The organism is Teichococcus rhizosphaerae, from assembly GCF_002631185.1.
Taxonomy (GTDB): domain Bacteria; phylum Pseudomonadota; class Alphaproteobacteria; order Acetobacterales; family Acetobacteraceae; genus Pseudoroseomonas; species Pseudoroseomonas rhizosphaerae.
Map to the genome: position 1 here is coordinate 15,096 of NZ_PDNU01000037.1, position 16,254 is coordinate 31,349.

The following is a 16,254-nucleotide window of genomic DNA, read 5'->3' on the forward strand; positions in this document are numbered from 1 at the left end:
CAGGGTCTTGAAGGATGGTCAGAGGTAGTTGACGAGGCTCAGCTCCGAGAGCCGGGCCGTGATCGCGTAGGTGGCCTCGAGCTGGATCCGCAGCGTGCCGATCCGGTCGGAGACGGTGTAGTAGTCCGTGCCTTCCAGATCGTTGATCTGGGCCGTCGCCGCGGCGATGGCGCGGTCCTGGATCGCCGCGACATTGCTGAGGCGCTGCTGCTTGCTGCCCAGCACGCCGGCCAGGACCGTGAGCTGCGCGCGGGCGCCGCGCATCAGCTCGCCCGCCTCGTCCAGCAGCGCCGCCCTGGCGTCCTCGTCGAGCTCTGCGGCGGGAGCGTCCAGCAGGGACAGCAGCGAGAGCGACTTGAAGGCGTCGCGGAAGCTCTGGTTGTCGGCGCGCACGTTGTATTCGAGCGTCTCGCCCGCGCCGATGCGGACCCTGCTCGGCGCGTCGGATTCCGCGTCCGTGCTGCCCGCCATGTCGGTCCTGCTGGCCGAGCGGTAGACCAAGCCGTAGAACGAGCTTCCATCCGCCGCGCGCTGCACATTGGCAAACATCGCGTCGAAGCTGCCGATCAGGCCGGCGGCGCCGGCGGCATCCAGCGCGCCGGAGGCGGCCGCCAGATCCTTCTGGTCCTGCGCCCAGCCCAGAAGCGCCGTGGCCGGGGCGATGGGGGGCTGGGCGTTGTCGGTGCCGCCGAACAGGTTCTGGCCGTCCCAGTGGGTGTTCAGCAGGTCCGTCATGCTGCCCAGGATCTCGCGGGCGTTGCTGGCGATGATGGCGAAGCCGTTGCCCTTGAGCACATCGGTCTTCAGGATCTCCGGGCTCATCTGGTCCATCAGCGCGCCGACCGAGTCCAGCGCCGTCTGCGTGGCCTTCAGCCGCTCGCCGGCGAGGCTGGTGGCGTTCTTGAGGGCCTCGCCCTGCTGGATGTCGTCATACAGCCTGTAGAGAAGCGCGGCGCCGACGCCGAGCTCCCGCGCCGGATCGGCCTTGCGGCCGGAGGACATCTCGGCGGTGAGGCGCGCCAGATCGGTCTCGAGGCCGCGGATATGGGCCTGGCGCGCGATGGAGACGCCCGCCGCGGCAACACGCTCAAACATGGTCATGGCCCTTTCCCGGCATCAGCGGATCTGCTCGAGCTGTTCCAGCATGCGCGCCGCCGCCTGGATGACCTGGACGGAGGCCGCATAGGTCTGCTGCACGACAAGGAGGCGCTGCATCTCCTCGTCGATGTTGACGGCGGTCTTGTTGGTCAGGTCCTCGCGGGCCTGCAGGGCGAGCCGCCCCCGCGCCTCGGCGCGGTCGCTCCAGATGGCGCGCTCGCCCTGCATCAGGCCGATGCTCTGGGACGCGGCCTGGGACAGGCTCATGGAGGAGGGAAGCCCGGTGGCGCCGCCATAGGCCCGCGCCTTCTCCAGCGCGTCCAGGGCGCGCAGGATCACCGTGTTGTCGGCCGCCTGCCCTTCCAGCATGGCCGGCGTGGCATGCATGCCGGCGCGCAGCGCCGAGAGCGCGCCGCCCTGCTCCGGGTCTGCCGCGGGGTTGATGGCGATCTTGCGGGAAAGCCCCAGAAAGGGAGCGCCCGCATCCCAATCCGCCTCGCCCGTCACGGCGAACAGGCCGGCCTGCTGGCCGCTCAGCGTCGTGTCCGCCTCCTGGAAGGACTGGATGAGCCGTGCCGCCACCTGGTCGATCATGTCGGTGAAGCGGGGCAGCGTGACATCGCGCAGCTGCAGGGAGGCGGCGATGCTGCCGCTGTCCGACATCCTCAGCGCCTGGCCTTCCACCGTGACGGCGGAAAGGGCCGCGGGATGGCGGGATTCGGCCGGCATGGTCGGCGTGTGGGTGAAGGACAGGGGGTGGATGACGGTGCTGTCGTAGAGGGTCGTCCCGCCATCGGTCATCAGCAGCAGATGGCCGGGGCCGTTGTCGAAGACGCGCAGGGGCAGGCGGCCGGAGATGTCGGCCAGCAGCGTGTCGCGGCGGTCCTCGAACTCGGCCGTGGAGGCGCCACGGGCGCTGGCGACCGCCATCTGGCGGTCCATCTCGGCCAGGCTGCCGAGGGCGGCGTTCACCGCCTCCACATCCTGCGCGACCGACAGGTCGGCCTTGGCGCGCGCCTCCGAGATGGCGCTGTCCATGGCGTGGAAGGCCTCGACCAGATCCTGCGCCGCGGCCAGCGCCTGGGCCTGCGCCACCGCGTTGTCGGGCGCCGAGGAGAGGGTGGTCATGGCCTCCTTGAAGCTGCCCAGCTTCGAGGACAGCGAGCGCTCGTCGGAAGGCTGCCCCACCGTGGCGTTGTAGGCCTCGAGCATCTCCCGCATGCGGCCGGCATAGGCTTCCATGCCATCGGCCATGCGCGAGGCGGCGGCGAGGGCGGCATCGCCGGCGCGCTGCGTGGCGCCGGCCATGACGCCGGAGCCCACCCCGGCCACCAGCTGCTCGCTGCGCGGCATGTCGCGCCGCACATAGCCCGGCGTGTTCGCATTGGCGATGTTGTTCGCCAGGATCATCGACTGCCGCTGCTCGGCGGCCAGCGAGGAGAGCGCGTTGGACAGGGCGGCGCTAATGGTCATGGCTGGACCCTCATGCGGTGCGTGGCAGACCGGTGACGGGACGGCGGCGCGCCGTTACCGCTTCAGGTTCGCCGCCTCCTCCATCATCTGGTCCGCCGTGCGCACCACCGAGGCGTTGGAGCTGTAGGCGCGCTGGGTCTCGATCAGGTTGGTCAGCTCGGTGCCGATATCGACATTCGAGGATTCGAGCGCCCCGCCCGAGGTGGTGCCGGCGGCGCCGGAGCCGGGATCGAGCAGGCGGACCGAGCCCGCGTCGAGCGACATCTCATAGGCGTCGCCCCGCACCGGGTTCAGCCCGTTGGCGTTGGGGAACACGGCCAGCTTGAGGTTGTAGATCGGCCGCGACTTGCCGTTCGAGAAGGTGGCGATGACCTGCCCCTCATCCGAGACGGAGACGCGCTCCAGCAGCCCGAAGGCCGAGCCGTCCTTCTCGATCTTGGTCGGCACGTAGTTGCCGCTGAGCTGCGTCATGCCCTCGAAGCTGCCGAGATTGCCCAGGGTGATCGGCAGCTCCCGGCCGGCGAGGCCGCTGCCGGAGGGGATGCCCACCTTGACCGTCAGCGTGCCGTTGGCCGTGTTGTAGTCGCCAAGCGCCGCGCCGGGGGCGCTGGTGCCGCGCAGCTGCGGGTCGTCCAGCACGCCGGCGAGGCCCGGCGCGTAGGGCGTGCCGTCATTCGGGTCGGGGTTGTTGGCGCCGTCGAAGACATTGGCGATGGTGCCCGCCTTGTCGCCCTCCTTCCAGAACTCCAGCCCGACCAGGCCGACGCGCTTGCTCTTGTCGTAGGGGTCGGTGCTGGCGATGTCGCCCGAGGCGCTGTCGAAGATCTCCAGCTGCCAGGTGCTCGTCGCGGCGCCGGCCGCCGTGGCGGGAAGCGTCGGCGTGAAGCGGTAGGTCAGGGTCTGCGCGCCGCCCGTGTCGTCGTAGTAGTCGACATTGGTGACGAACATGTTGTCCAGCTCGCCCGGCGAGGTGGTGTGCTCGGTCCGCTGCTTCGGCAGGTTGACCCAGAAGCGCATCTCGGTGGTCGGCGCCGAGGCGACGCTGATGTTGTTGACGTTGACCGTGCTCAGGCTCTCGACGTTGTTGTCGCCGGCGACGCCGACCGGGTTGCCGTCCGAGCCCAGCTTGACGCCCTGCAGGTAGTAGCCGGCCGAGTTCACCAGGTTGCCCATCGCATCGGGGCGGAAGGAGCCGGCGCGGGTGGCCAGGTACTTGCCGCCGCTGCCCGCCTCCTCGTTGACGACCAGGAAGCCGTTGCCGTTCACCGCGATGTCGGTGTCGGTGCCGGTGGCCTGCACCTGGCCCACCTTGCTGATCTCCACGCGGTTCTTGGCGGCGGTGCCGGCCATGGCGTAGGCGCCGCCGCTGGAGCCTTCCAGCACCAGGCTCTCGAACTGCGTGTCGACCCGCTTGTAGCCGACGGTCGAGCTGTTGGCGATGTTGTTGGAGATGCCCGAGAGCTTGGTGGCTTGCGCGTTCAGGCCGGAGGTGCTGGTACGCAGGGCGTTGATGGCCGTCATCGGCGGTCCCTCACAGAGCGGCGAGATGTGGATGATGGCCGGCGCGGGCCGGCCGGACGGTATCGGGACCGGCGCCGGCTTCTGCCGGCAGGCCGGGGGCGTTGCGGCACTTCACCGCCGCGTCTCGGGCGCGTTGCGCCGCGCCGCGGCGGCGCGCGTCTCGGCCGCCACGTCGGAGCGCAGCACCGTCACGGAGATCCGCCGGTTGCGCGGATCGTTCGGCGCCTCGGGCACGAGCGGCTCGACCGAGGCCTTGCCCTCGATGCGGAACATCCGGGCGGGCGCGACGCCGCTGCGCTCCAGCGCGCGGCGCGCGCCGTTGGCGCGGTCGGTCGACAATTCCCAGTTGCCATGGCTCCCGCGCGAGAAGGGCAGCGCATCGGTATGGCCCGCCACCACCACCTCGTTCGGCACGGTGGCCAGCACGCTGCCCACCACCTCCAGGATGCGCGCGAGGCGCGGCGTGGGATCGCTGGCGCCGGGCAGGAACATGGGTGCGCCGTCGCGGTCGAAGATCTGCAGGCGCAGGCCTTCCGGCGTCAGTTCGAGCTGCACGTTCTGCGCCAGCTCGCGCATCGCCTCGCTCCGCATCACGCGCTCCAGCTCGGCTTTCATGGCCTCGAAGCGCTGGCGCTCGATCGGGTCGCGCAGGATGGGCGCCTCCTCGGCGGTGCTCGCCGCCTCGCTCGCCTCGTTCTCCTGCCGCAGGCCGCCATCCTCGGTGCGCGTCAGGGAGTCGCGCTGGTCGTCGCCCGCCACCAGCACGGAGCGGCCGCCATCGAGGGCGCCGTTGCCGGAAGGCAGGTCGAGGATGCTGGAGGCGGTGAAGAACTGGGCGATGCCCTCGCGCTGGGATTCCGTGGTGCTGGAGAGCAGCCACATCACCAGGAAGAACGCCATCATGGCCGTCACGAAGTCGGCATAGGCGATCTTCCACTGGCCGCCATGCTCGTCGTCATGCTCGCCATGGTGCCGCTTGACGATGATCGGGCGTTTCAGGTGGTCGTCAGCGCTCATGCGACAGGATGGCCCGTTCCGTGGCGGAGATCATGTTTAGCCTGTTCGTTTTTCGCATTTCAAGTGCCATGCCCCTGATCCGCGTGCCGCACCGTCAGGCTGCCTTGCAGGCGCAGCGCTGCAAGCACGGCATGAAAAGCCTCCTGGAGATCGGCGCAAGAATTTCGCGCAAGCGGACGCTCCGTTTCCATCACCGCGTCAAGGCGCTCCTCCTCCAGGCGGGCCCGCCACTCGATCCGCCCCGTGGCGGGAAGGTGGAGCCGCACGGCCAGAGCGTGCCGGTCGGGCCGCAGGGCACGGCCCGCCCGGTCGGGGCGCCAGAACACCGACATCCAGAGCAGCTCGCCTTCCGGCCCCAGCAGCGGCACGCTCCGCCCGCTCCAGAGCGAGGGATCGCCGAGCATGGCGGGCGGCGCGGGCGCCGCCTCCAGCAGGGCGGCCAGCGCCCCCGCCTCAAGCCCGTGCGCCTGCGCCAGCGCCTCCAGGGCGGCGGCGCCGAGCCAGCGCACCGGCTCGGGGCGCAGCAGGGCCAGCGCCAGGGGCAGGGCCAGGCCGCCGCCGCCGCCCGGCAGCAGCGGCTCCGCCCCGGCCTCCCGCCACGCTCCGGCCCGCAGAACAGGGTCGTCCGGGGAAGCGGCCTCCGCCGCGCCGCGGCCCAGCGGCGGCACGGCGCTGAGGGCCCGGGCCGCCGCGGCATAGCCGGCACCAGCCTCGCGCCCGGCCGGCGCCAGGGCAGGAAGGGCCGGAACGGGCGGAATGGGGCCCGGGCCGCCCCCGCCCTCATCCGCCGCCATGCGCCTCGCCCCCCATGCCCCTCCCAGCTCCCGCCTCAGCCCTCGCCCACCTCGTCCTCGTCGAGGATGAAGATGCGGCCCTCATCGGCTAGGCGCTTGGCGATGATGATGAGGTCGGCCTGCGCGTCCTCGACCGTCTTGCGCCGCTGGGCGGGCATGCTCTCGATCTCGTCGCGCATCATGGTGGCGGCGCGTTCCGACATGCTGCCCAGGAACAGCTCGCGCAGCTCGGGGCTGGCGGCGGTGAGCGCGATCTGCAGCTTGTCGGCCGGGCATTCCTGCACCAGCGTGGCGAAGGTGCTGCGGTCGACGCGGATCAGGTCGTCGAAGGTGAACATGATGCGCTTGATGCGGCCGGCCGCCATCGGCTCGCGCGCCTCGATCTGGCGCATCAGGTGCTCGACCAGGCCCTTGTCGGCGCGGTTCATGATCTCGGCCACGATCTGCGAGCTGTCGCGCTCGTAGGAGCGGCTGAGATTGGTGATGAACTCCTTCTGCAGCGTCTGCTCGATGTCCTGCAGCACGCCCTTCTGGATGCTGTCCATCCGCACCATGCGCAGCACGATCTCGTCGATGGAGGATTTCGGCAGCAGGGTCAGCACGCGCGCCGCGTGCTGGGCGGGCAGCTTGGCCAGGATCACGGCCGAGGTCTGCGCCAGCTCGGTGCGCAGGTAGGTAGCCAGCACCTCGGGCGAGATGTTGGCCAGCTTCTCCCACATGGTCTTGCCCTCGGGACCGCGGATCTCGTCCATGATCTCGCTGACCTTGTCGTTGGGCAGCATCCGGCGCAGCAGGCGCTCGGTGGTCTCGGCCGTGCCGATCACGGTGCCGGTGCGCCCGACCTCGTTGCGGAACCGGCCGATGACCCGCTCCACCTGGTCGATGTCCACCTTGCCGAGATTGGCCATGGCGCGGCTGACGCGGCGGATCTCGTGATCCTCCAGCTTGTCGAACAGCACCTGGATGCGGTTCTCGTCGAGCGCCATGAACAGCACCGCCACATCGGCGAGCGGATCGGATCTGAGGTCGGCGGGACGCACGGCGCGGCGTGCTTCGGGGGCTTTCATCGGTCGGTGCTCCGCGGGTCGGGGCGCAGGCGGAAGAGGGGCAGCAGCAGGGCCGCCAGGACCGGCGCCAGCTCGGGCGGCAGGCTCGCGCCGCGCTCCAGCCGCGCCAGGCTCTCGGGCAGGTCGGCCTCGGGCGGCAGCGCCACGCCCTGGCTCTCGGCGATGGCGCGCACGCGGCCGGCCAGGAGCCGCGGCTCGGCCGCGCCTTCCTGGGGCGCGCCTTCCTGGGCGGCCACGCGGCGCAGCGCGGCGGCCAGGGCGCGGCGGCGCCGGGGGCGGCGTGCCACGGGGATGCTCATGCGGTGAAGCTCCGCGCCAGTGCGCCGGCCACCAGCGACCAGCCATCGATCAGCACGAAGAAGATCAGCTTGAACGGCAGGCTGACCACCGAAGGGGGCAGCATCATCATGCCCATGCCCATCAGCACGGAGCTGATGGCGATGTCGATGGCCAGGAACGGCAGGAACAGCAGGAAGCCGATCTGGAAGGCCTTGTTCAGCTCGGAGATGACGAAGGCGGCGGTCAGGATGTGCAGCGGCACCGCGGTGCGCGCGCCCTCGCCCGCCGCGGCCGCCTCCGGCCGGGGCGGGCTCCACTTGGCGATGTCGATGAACAGCGCCAGGTCGCGCTCCCGCACATTGGCCTCCATGAAGCCCCGGAAGGGCAGGATGGCGCGCTCCGCCGCCTGCTCCTCGCTGATGGAGCCCTCGATCAGCGGGCGTGCCGCCTCGTTCCAGCTCCGCTCCAGCACCGGCGCCATGACAAAGGCGGACAGGAACAGCGCCAGGCTCACGATCACCGTGTTGGGGGGCGATTGCTGCAGGCCGAGCGCCGTGCGCAGCATGGAGAGCACCACGACGATGCGGGTGAAGGAGGTGGCCACCACCAGCAGGCCGGGCGCCATCGCCAGCAGCGTGGTGATGGCGATCAGCGCCACCACATTGGTGGTCAGGCTCTGCCCGCCGCTGGCCACGGCCTGGCCGCCGGACGGGCCGAGGCTGAGCGAGACGCTCTGGCCCAGCGCGGGCGCGGCCAGCACCAGCAGGAGCGCCACGCAAAGCCCGCTCCAGCGGAAGGAGGGGCGCCGCGGCGCCGCCAGGGGCGGCATCCCGCGGAAGGGGGGAAGCGGCATTCTGCGCGCTTTCAGGACAGGGGCTTCAGCTGGACGAGGAGACGATCTCGGTGATCGAGATCGACAGCCGCCCGTCATCGGTGATCTGGATCTCGCCGCGGGCGATCAGCCGCTCATTGGCCATCAGGTCGATCGGCTCGCCGACCTTCTTGTCGAACTCGATCACCGAGCCGCGGCTGAGGTTGAACAGCGCGGCCATCGGCAGGCGCTTGTTGCCGAGCACCACCTGGACATTCACGGGGATGTCCATGATGCGGGGCTTGCGCTCGGCGAGGAACGGGTTCTCGGTGGGGGCGCTCTCGCTCACTGCTGTGTCTCCTGTGGCATGTCATCCGCCGGCGTGTCGCCCAGAACGGCCAGCACCCGCGCCATCAGCGCCGCCGGGTCGTAGAGGAGGCCGCCATCGGCCCAGCGGGCCTCGGCCCTGCCCTGCGGCATCCGCTCATCGGGCAGCAGCCGCAGGCGGGCGGGCATCCGGCCTTCCGGAAAGCCATCCTGGCGCGCCGCATCCAGCGTCGCCGGATGGGCGTGCAGGGTGATGCCGTCCGCCTCGCGCTCGGCCAGCGCGGCGGCCAGCAGCGCCGCCACCTCGCCGCCCGCGGCGCGCGCCAGCAGAACCGGAAAGACGGCCTCCAGCGCCGCGGCGACCAGGCCGCGCAGATGGGCATCCTGCCGGAGGCGCTCCTCGTCGCGCTGGCGGAGCAGCGCCTCCAGCGCCGCGGCCGCCGCCGCGGCGCCCCGCTGCGCATGCAGGGCAAGGGCCGCCTGCATGTCCTGCTCCAGCCGTGCGCGGCCCGCGGCCTCGCCCTCGCCGCGGCCGCGGGCCAGGCCTTCCTCGAGCCCGCGCTGCCGGCCCGCCTCATGCGCCTGGGCGCGGATGCGCTCCTCGGCGGCGAGCCGGGCCGCGGCCGTTCCGTCCTCGTCGGCCAGCAGGGCGTACAGGGAGGGCGGCTGGAAGGGGCGCGCCATCATGCCGGCGTGCCCTCCTCGATCCAGGACCGCACCACCGCCAGCGCCTCGTCGGGCCGATGGTCGATGATCTCGTTCAGCGCGTTCAGCGAGGACAGCCGGATCTGGATGTCCTGGCCCACGGTCGCGATGGCATCGTCCATCGTTTCCACGGCGGCGGCCTCGGCGGCCGCGGCGGCGGCTGCCGCGGCGGCGGCGGCCGCGGCCTGGATCCGCCGCCGCCGGCGGTGGAGAAGAAGCCCGCCCGCTGAAGCCAGCAGGAGACCGCCCCCCAGAAGGGCAAGCCGCGTCCCGTTCAGGACGATGCCGTCCGCCTCGGACGAGGCGAGGGTGCCCAGCCCTTCATCCGGCAGGAAGCGCAGCGTGTCGACGGTCACCAGGTCGCCGCGCTGCTGGCTGAAGCCCACGGCCGAGCGCACCAGCGCCGCCAGCCGGTCCAGCTCCTCCTTCGGGCGGGGCTGCGCATTGCCGTCCGCGTCCGGCGCGCCATCGACCACCACGGCCACGCTGATGCGCCGCACCGCGCCCGGCTCGCGCACCGTCTCCTCCACCTTCGAGGAGATCTCGAAGTTCACCGTCTCGTTGGTGCGCTGGCTGGAGGAGGTGCTGCGGCTGGCGTTCTGGTTCGCCTGCTGGTTCGGCAGGTTCTGGCCCACCGTCACCGGCGCCTGGCCGCGGCCATCCTCGCTGGTTTCCTGCTCGTTCTGGCTTTGCCGGCCGCGTTCCACCTGCCCCATGGGGTCGAAGGTTTCCTGCCGCGCCACCATGCGGGAGCCGTCGATCTCGACCGAGGCCACGGCCCGCACCCTGCCACGGCCGACGATCGGCTCCAGCAGGTCGAGAACCGATTTTCGCAAATTCGCCTCATGCGCCTGGCGGATCTCGCTGACGCGGCCGGCCGCGGCGCCCAGGCCGCCATCGGCGGCGAGCACCACGCCCGCCGGGTCCACCACCGACACGTCCTCCTGCCGCAGCCGCGGCACCGCGCCCGCCACCAGCAGCCGGATGGCCGCCGCCTGCGCCGCGCCCAGGCGCTGATTGCCCGTGGTGGTGACGGTGACGGAGGCGGTGGGCGGCGGCGCGTCGCGCGAGAAGCTCTCGCGCTCGGGCAGCACGATGTGCACCCGCGCGGCGCGTATGCCTTGCATGGTGATGATGGTGCGGGCCAGCTCCCCTTCCAGCGCGCGCAGCCTCTGGATGCGCTGCATGAAGGAGGTCATCTGCATCGGGCTGGCCTGGTCCAGCAGCTCGTAGCCGGCGCCGGCCTGGCGCGGCAGGCCATCGGCGGCGAGCTGCATGCGCAGCCGCGCCACCTGCTCGGCCGGCACGAGGATGGAGCCGTCCGCCCGCGCCTCGACCGGAACCTTCAGCTCCTCGAGCCGCGCCGTGATGCGCCCGGCCTCGGCCGGCTCCAGCCCGGCATAGAGAAGCCCGTTCGGCGTGCCGGCGGAGCGGGCGACCATCACCACCGCCAGCAGCGCCGCCAGGGCCACCGCCACCATGGCGCCGATTTTCGCAGGGCCCAGCCGCCCCAGGCTGCTTCCCAGCCCACCCAGATCGAAACCAGGCCCCAGGGTCTTTACTTGCTGCATCGACCTTCTATCGCCCCATGCTGGCTGCGGATGCGTCAGCACCGTTCTTCACGGCCCCGCCACGTCCCTCGACCCTGCCTTATCCCGCCGCCATATCGCCTCAGACGTTTTTAGCATGGCATGCGAGAACGCGTCGGTTTATATCTGCGGCCACTCCGCTTGTCGCGCGAAAAATCGCAATCGCCGGGAGATCCGCCGCCCATGTCTTCGACACCCGCGGACAAATCCGCGAAAAACCAGGAAAATCCCCTCCGTGGAAAGGGCCGCAGAAGGCTTCTCCCGGCGCTGCTGCTGTTGCCGGCGCTGCTGGGCGGCGGGGCCGCCGGCGCCTGGTTCCTGCTGCCCGGCCTTTCCGGCCAGGTCACGGCCCTGCTGGGCGGCCCGCCCGCCGAGGAGGCCGGGGCGGAGGCCGCCCTCCCCGCGTCTGGCAGGGCAGGCTTCGTCGAGTTCCCGGAGATGACCCTTTCCCTGCCGAATGGCGGCCGCCCCCGCCAGCTTCGCCTGAAGCTGGCGGTGGAGGTGGCGGGCGATCCGGCGCTGGTGCAGCCCGACCTGCTGAGCCCGCGGATCTATGACAGCCTCATCCTCTACCTGCGCACCCTGCGCGACGGCGAGATGGAGGGCGCGCTGGCGATGGACCGCCTGCGCGGCGACCTGCACCGGCGCCTGGAGCTGGTGCTGGGCCCCGGGCGGATCCGCGACGTCCTGATCACCGGCTTCGTGGTGGCCTGAGCATGAGCGGCTCCGACATCCCTTCCGAGGGCGGCCAGGACCCGGCCGTCGACCCGATGGCCGACTGGGGCGCCGCCGGCGTCGCCATGGGGCAGGGCGACATCGACAGCCTGTTCGGCGGGCCGGAAGGGCCGGCCGAGCCGGAAGCGCCACGGCGCGGCCTCGAGGCGCTGGTCGGCGGCGCGGTCAGCTACGAGAAGCTGCCGATGCTCGACATCGCGGTGGATCGGCTGGCGCGGCTGATGACCAGCTCCAGCCGCAAGTTCACCGCCGACAACGCCGATGTGGTCATCGACCGCGCCCGCCCCGTGCGCGTCGGCGCCTTTCTCGACACCATCACCCTGCCGGCGCTGATCGGCATCATCCGCATCGAGGAATGGGACGGCTATTGCCTGGCCGCGCTCGACTCCCGGCTGATCGGCTCGCTGGTGGACATCCTGCTGGGCGGGCGCCGCAACGCGCTGCAGCCGATCGAGGGGCGGCCCTACACGGCCATCGAGCGCACCTTCGTCGAGAAGTTCGTCTCGGTGGTCACCCACGATCTCAGCAAGGCCTTCGAGGCGGTCTCGCCCGCCAGTTTCCGGCTGGAGCGCTTCGAGATCACGCCGAGCTACGCGCTGATCACCAAGCCCACCGCCGCGGCGCTCACCTTCCGCGCCGAGATCACCATGGAAGGCCGCGGCGGCTACATCGACTTCCTGCTGCCCTACGCCTCGCTGGAGCCGGTGCGCGACCTGCTGAGCCAGGAGGTGCTCGGCAAGAAGCAGGGCGGCGACACGATCTGGCGCAGCCACCTGGCGGAGGAGCTGCCCCGCGCCTCGGTCGGGCTGACCGCCGTGATCGAGCAGCGCACCGTGCCCTTCTCCGAGATCGCCGCCTGGCAGCCCGGCTCCGTCCTCGTGCTGGACCGCCGGCAGGAGGACCCGATCGACGTGCATTGCGAGGGGCTGATGGTCTGCCGCGCGGTGATCGCCACCAAGGACGACCGGGTGGTGCTGCGCGTGGAGGAGTGCGTGATCGAGAAGGGCTGGCCCGGCGACGCGCCGGCCGCCCAGGACGGGTGAGGAGAAACCCCCATGACGCTGACACAGATCCTCGACGCTTCCGCGCTTGCGGTGCTGGCCGCGCAGGGGGGATGGATCGTCCTGCTCTACCGCCGCATGGGCCGCCTGCGGGCCGCGCTGGAAGGCGCGGGCGCGGTGATCGCGCAGCTCGACGACGCCTCGCGCCGGCTGGACGCCTCGGCGGGCGGCATCGTGCAGAAGGTGCGCGACGGCATCGCCGAGGTGGACAGCAAGATCACCGCCTGCCGCCGCCTCTCGCAGGAGCTGTCCACCGCCTCGCGCAATGCCGAGGATGTGGCCCTGCGGCTCGACCAGGCGCTGCGGCAGAACCGCAAGTTGCAGGCCGCGCGCGCCGCCGCGCCGCCACGCGAGCTGGTGGAGCCGCTCGGCCTGGCGGAGCGGCTTTCCGCCAAGCCGCAGCCTTCCCTGCCAGCCTCCCTGCCCCCCTTCCTGGCGCCGCCCCTGCCGGCCCTCGACCTTCCCCTCGAGCCGCTGGCCGGGCCGCCGCTGGAGCAGGTCCTGGCGGCGGAGCTGCTCTTCGCCGAGCCCGCGCCGGAGCCCGGCCCCCCCGCGCCGGCGCCACGCACCATCCGCGTGAAGCTCGACTGAACGCCAGGACAACCGCACCATGACCCTGCACCCGCTCGATCCCGCCCTGTCCCGGCCTGGCTTGTCCTTGCCTGGCCCGCCCTTGCCTGGCCCGCCCTTGCATGGCCTGCTCGGGCCGCGCCTGGGCCTGCCGCTGATGGCGCTGGGCCTCGTGGCGCTGCTGCCGGGGCGGCTTTCCGGCCTGATGGAGGAGCCGGGCTGGGCCGCGCTGGCTGGCGCCGTCCCGGCCTTTTCCCGCGCCGCCGAGCCGCCCGGCCCCTTGCCCGGGCCGCCGGTTGCGCTGCGGGAGGGGGTGATCGCCACCCCCACCGTTTCCCCGGTGCTGGCGGCGCCGGTGCGCGCCAACCCGCTGGGCGAGGAGCGGCCGGGCGAGGCGCGGCTGATGGCCGAGGTGATGCGCCGGCAGGCCGAGATCGACCGGCGCGAGCGTGGCCTGGAGGCGCGCGAGGCGCGGCTTCAGGCGGCCGAGGGCATGGCGCGCGCGCAGATCGCCGAGCTGTCGCGGCTGCGCATGGAGATCGAGCAGCTGGTGGTGCGCGAAAGCGCCGCGGCCGAGGCGGACATGGAGGCGCTGGTGGCCCTGTATGTGAACATGCGCCCGCAACAGGCCGCCAAGGTGCTGGAGCGGCTGGAGGCGCCGCGGGCGGCCATCATCCTGCTCAGGATCCCCGAGCGGCAGGCGGGGCCGATCATGGCGCAGATGGAGCCGCCGGCGGCGCTGGCGGTGACCCAGGAGATCGCCGGGCGGCGGGAAGCCTTCCGCGCCCTGCCCGCGCCCTGAGAGCCGGCCTGGGGCGGGTGGCCGCTGCCGCCGGCCTGCCTCCGGCCGGCGGCAGCGGGCTCAGCGCCCGGCTGTCGGGACAGGGCTGCCCTGGGCCAGCATGGCCCTGGCCGCCTGGGCGGAGATGGCCTTGCAGCCGGTGGGCTGGTAGAGCGCGTATCCGCCTTCCGCCAGCGCCATGATCCGCTGGCGCGAGGCGGGCAGCAGGAACTCGAAGTCCCCTTCCAGCAACGCGGCGGCCGCCTGCGCCTCCGGCGGCAGGTGCAGGCCCCGCCCGGCCATGTGGCGCAGGAGGGCCAGCAGCGCATCCAGCGTGGCGGCGTGGGCCAGCGGCGCGTGCTTCGCGGCCGCGCCGCCGGGGCGTAGGGCCAGCGACCAGCCAGGCTCCCCGCCCTGCCCCTCGGCCAGTTCCAGGCACCACGAGCCTTGCCATGCCTGCCACAGACGGGGGGTGGCCTGCACGAAGCGCAGCACCGCCCCAGGCGCGGCCGGGTGGGCGGGCGCGGGGTCGAGCCGGATGCCGAGCGTGGCGAAGCGGGAACGGGGCCCCTGGTTGCGCCACCACATCCAGCCCGCCACGCCCGCCATCAGGGCCAGGGAGGCCAGCGGCACGGGATCGGCGGCGCGGGCCAGTTCCGGCATGCCGCCAAGGCTCGCGCCGAGGCCAGCGGCACCCAGCGCGGCCAGCGCGGAAAGGGGGAGACGGCGGAACAGGGAGGAAGGGGTCATGGCGGTGTCTCCGCGGCGGAAGGGCAGCGCGCCACCATCGTCCATCTTCAACAATTTTTCGCAAAACCTGCCGGGGTTGTGCGCATTCTTAGGAGAGATGACCTGGAACGCGCAGGAGGGGCAGGCGGGAACCCGGCTTGTGAAGTTGTGCGAAAAATGCATAATGCGAAAATCGCCGGAAACGAGCCACGCTGCCGCGGAGACCCATCATGCCGGAACCGACCATCCCCTTTCCCGAGGCGCCCTTCTGGGAGGATGCCGTGGGCGCCATGCTGGTGCGCGCCGCCGCCCAGGGCCGGCGGGATGGCATGGACCAGATGATCCGCCAGGAGGCCGATCCCACCGGCCCGGCCACCCCCGCCGCCGATGCTGTGCTGCCGCCGGAATTGCGGCCCATGCTGCGGATCGCGCTGCGGCAATGCTACATCGCCGGCCGCCTGCACGGGGCCGAGGTGCGGCGCGAGAACGACCGCCGCCTCGCCCGCCAGGAGCCGCCCCTCGGCGCCCTGCCGGGCTGAGCCCGGCCGGCGCGGCGGCCTGCCCCGCCTTCAGGGGCGGGTGCCGGTGGCATAGGCCCTGCGCGCGCCCGCCGCCGCGTCGGCGCCTTGTGCCGCGCCAGAGTCGCGCAGCGCCTCCAGCACTCCGGCCGGAAGGCTCTGCCCCTCCTCCCCGCCCCGCATCGCGCCGATGCGGTTCATGCGGGTGAACACCTCCACCAGGGCGGAAACCATCGCCTGCTCCTGGGTGTGCGCCACCCGGGCCGGCGCGCCGCTGCCCCACCAGCGCGGCTCCTCGCTGGCCTGGGGCGTGCCGGACTTGACCGGCTGGCCGAGGGCGGCCGCATCCAGGGCGACGGGACCGCTCGGCGTGTCAAGACCGAGCTGCGCATAGGTCTGGCCCACGCGCTCCCGCAGGCGGTCCATCACCTGCTGGACGGAAAGGGGCGCCCCGTTGGCGCCGCGAAAGATGGCCGGGTTGGCGCGCGCCGCATCGGGCAGCACCTGGCTGGCGGCCATGCCCGGATCGTTCCGGCCGGCGCGCAGCATGTCCGTGGCGCCGCGCACGCCGAGGAAGTGCCCCAGATAGAGCTCCGTCGCGTCCGGCTTGCGGCCCAGCACGGGCGAGAGGCTGTCCGAGATGTCCTTCAGGTGCTCGGCGCCCATGCGGGCGGAAAGCTCCGGGTCGTCGCGCAGCGCCAGGATGCGGCCGCGCAGCGCGGGATCGGCGATGGTGTAGCGGCCGCCCGTGCGGCTGATGGCGGCCGCCTCATTGGCCAGGCCGTGCGCGGCGCCATGCTCCCGCACCACGCCGAGCCAGGTCTGGTCGATGAACTGGAACAGGCCGCGCGCCGAGGATGTGGCCGCCTGCGCCTCGGGGCGGAAGCCGCTTTCCATCGCCGCCTTGGCGGCCAGCACCTCGAAGCCCATCCCCGTGGCCTTGGCGGCGCTGCGCAGGGCGCCGGTTACCTGGCTGTCCACCGTGTAGCGGCCCAGCTTCTCGGCCGGCGGGCGGGCGGTGGCCGTCTGGCCGGCCTTGTCCAGCGCGGTGCCGAGGACGACGGGAAGGGGCATGGCGAACCTCCTGTTTGCGAAAAATGATCGTAGCACGGGAGGATGCGAAATGATAAGAGCCTTGCAGCGGCCAGTTCCTGGCCCGACCGTCGCAACATGCGGGGC

Annotated in this window: 18 protein-coding genes; 5 read left to right on the forward strand and 13 right to left on the reverse strand. The window is 72.2% G+C overall.

The genetic code is table 11. The annotated features are described in order from the left end of the window. Positions 1-18 precede the first annotated feature (18 nt). The 11 genes from CR162_RS17025 to fliF form a co-directional block, all read right to left on the reverse strand. Positions 19-1,101 (reverse strand): flagellin N-terminal helical domain-containing protein, encoded by a 1,083-nt coding sequence (locus CR162_RS17025; RefSeq protein ID WP_099096738.1) that lies wholly within the window; start codon positions 1,099-1,101, stop codon positions 19-21. A gap of 15 nt (positions 1,102-1,116) precedes the next feature. Further along, complete coding sequence (gene flgK, locus CR162_RS17030; protein WP_099096739.1) at positions 1,117-2,571, reverse strand: flagellar hook-associated protein FlgK; 1,455 nt, start codon at positions 2,569-2,571, stop codon at positions 1,117-1,119. 54 nt (positions 2,572-2,625) lie between these two features. Beyond that, positions 2,626-4,092: a flagellar hook protein FlgE gene (locus CR162_RS17035; protein ID WP_099096740.1), complete on the reverse strand. Its 1,467-nt coding sequence runs from the start codon at positions 4,090-4,092 to the stop codon at positions 2,626-2,628. Positions 4,093-4,203: 111 nt separating this feature from the next. Next, a complete protein-coding gene (locus CR162_RS17040) occupies positions 4,204-5,109 on the reverse strand; it encodes a flagellar motor protein MotB (protein WP_099096741.1) in 906 nt (301 codons plus the stop codon). A 59-nt stretch (positions 5,110-5,168) separates the two neighbouring features. Continuing rightward, positions 5,169-5,903, reverse strand: a complete 735-nt coding sequence (locus CR162_RS17045) for a hypothetical protein (protein WP_099096742.1) — start codon at positions 5,901-5,903, stop codon at positions 5,169-5,171. Between the two features lie 35 nt (positions 5,904-5,938). Next, on the reverse strand, positions 5,939-6,970 hold the full coding sequence (locus tag CR162_RS17050; RefSeq protein WP_099096743.1) for a flagellar motor switch protein FliG: 1,032 nt from the start codon (positions 6,968-6,970) through the stop codon (positions 5,939-5,941). After that, a complete protein-coding gene (locus tag CR162_RS17055; protein ID WP_099096744.1) occupies positions 6,967-7,269 on the reverse strand; it encodes a hypothetical protein in 303 nt (100 codons plus the stop codon). The genes CR162_RS17050 and CR162_RS17055 overlap by 4 nt, the downstream gene beginning before the upstream one ends. Then, positions 7,266-8,078: a flagellar type III secretion system pore protein FliP gene (fliP, locus tag CR162_RS17060; RefSeq protein WP_099096788.1), complete on the reverse strand. Its 813-nt coding sequence runs from the start codon at positions 8,076-8,078 to the stop codon at positions 7,266-7,268. The genes CR162_RS17055 and fliP overlap by 4 nt, the downstream gene beginning before the upstream one ends. 49 nt (positions 8,079-8,127) lie before the next feature. Beyond that, the gene (locus CR162_RS17065) at positions 8,128-8,409 is read right to left on the reverse strand and encodes a FliM/FliN family flagellar motor switch protein (RefSeq protein WP_007005989.1); all 282 of its coding nucleotides are present in this window, start codon (positions 8,407-8,409) and stop codon (positions 8,128-8,130) included. Further along, on the reverse strand, positions 8,406-9,074 hold the full coding sequence (locus CR162_RS17070) for a FliH/SctL family protein (protein WP_099096745.1): 669 nt from the start codon (positions 9,072-9,074) through the stop codon (positions 8,406-8,408). Before CR162_RS17070 ends, CR162_RS17065 begins: the two co-directional genes overlap by 4 nt. Then, positions 9,071-10,663: a flagellar basal-body MS-ring/collar protein FliF gene (gene fliF, locus CR162_RS17075; RefSeq protein WP_099096746.1), complete on the reverse strand. Its 1,593-nt coding sequence runs from the start codon at positions 10,661-10,663 to the stop codon at positions 9,071-9,073. The genes CR162_RS17070 and fliF overlap by 4 nt, the downstream gene beginning before the upstream one ends. A gap of 294 nt (positions 10,664-10,957) precedes the next feature. On the opposite strand from fliF, the gene CR162_RS17080 reads away from it, so the two are divergent. From CR162_RS17080 to CR162_RS17095, 4 genes are read left to right on the forward strand one after another with little or no spacing between them, the layout of a single operon-like run. After that, positions 10,958-11,395, forward strand: coding sequence for a flagellar basal body-associated FliL family protein (locus CR162_RS17080; protein ID WP_245870457.1), 438 nt, complete (start codon positions 10,958-10,960; stop codon positions 11,393-11,395). 2 nt (positions 11,396-11,397) lie between these two features. Further along, entirely contained in the window at positions 11,398-12,459 is a 1,062-nt protein-coding gene (locus CR162_RS17085; RefSeq protein ID WP_099096748.1) for a FliM/FliN family flagellar motor switch protein, read from the forward strand. A gap of 12 nt (positions 12,460-12,471) precedes the next feature. After that, the gene (locus CR162_RS17090) at positions 12,472-13,068 is read left to right on the forward strand and encodes a hypothetical protein (RefSeq protein ID WP_099096749.1); all 597 of its coding nucleotides are present in this window, start codon (positions 12,472-12,474) and stop codon (positions 13,066-13,068) included. A gap of 19 nt (positions 13,069-13,087) precedes the next feature. Then, positions 13,088-13,849, forward strand: coding sequence for a MotE family protein (locus tag CR162_RS17095; protein ID WP_141563201.1), 762 nt, complete (start codon positions 13,088-13,090; stop codon positions 13,847-13,849). 60 nt (positions 13,850-13,909) lie between these two features. Here the strand turns inward: CR162_RS17095 and CR162_RS17100 are convergent, their stop codons facing one another. Continuing rightward, complete coding sequence (locus CR162_RS17100) at positions 13,910-14,578, reverse strand: hypothetical protein (RefSeq protein WP_141563202.1); 669 nt, start codon at positions 14,576-14,578, stop codon at positions 13,910-13,912. Between the two features lie 209 nt (positions 14,579-14,787). On the opposite strand from CR162_RS17100, the gene CR162_RS17105 reads away from it, so the two are divergent. Then, entirely contained in the window at positions 14,788-15,096 is a 309-nt protein-coding gene (locus tag CR162_RS17105; protein WP_099096752.1) for a hypothetical protein, read from the forward strand. Between the two features lie 30 nt (positions 15,097-15,126). Here CR162_RS17105 and CR162_RS17110 read toward each other — a convergent pair whose 3' ends face one another. Then, on the reverse strand, positions 15,127-16,149 hold the full coding sequence (locus tag CR162_RS17110; RefSeq protein ID WP_099096753.1) for a lysozyme family protein: 1,023 nt from the start codon (positions 16,147-16,149) through the stop codon (positions 15,127-15,129). Between the last annotated feature and the right edge of the window lie 105 nt (positions 16,150-16,254).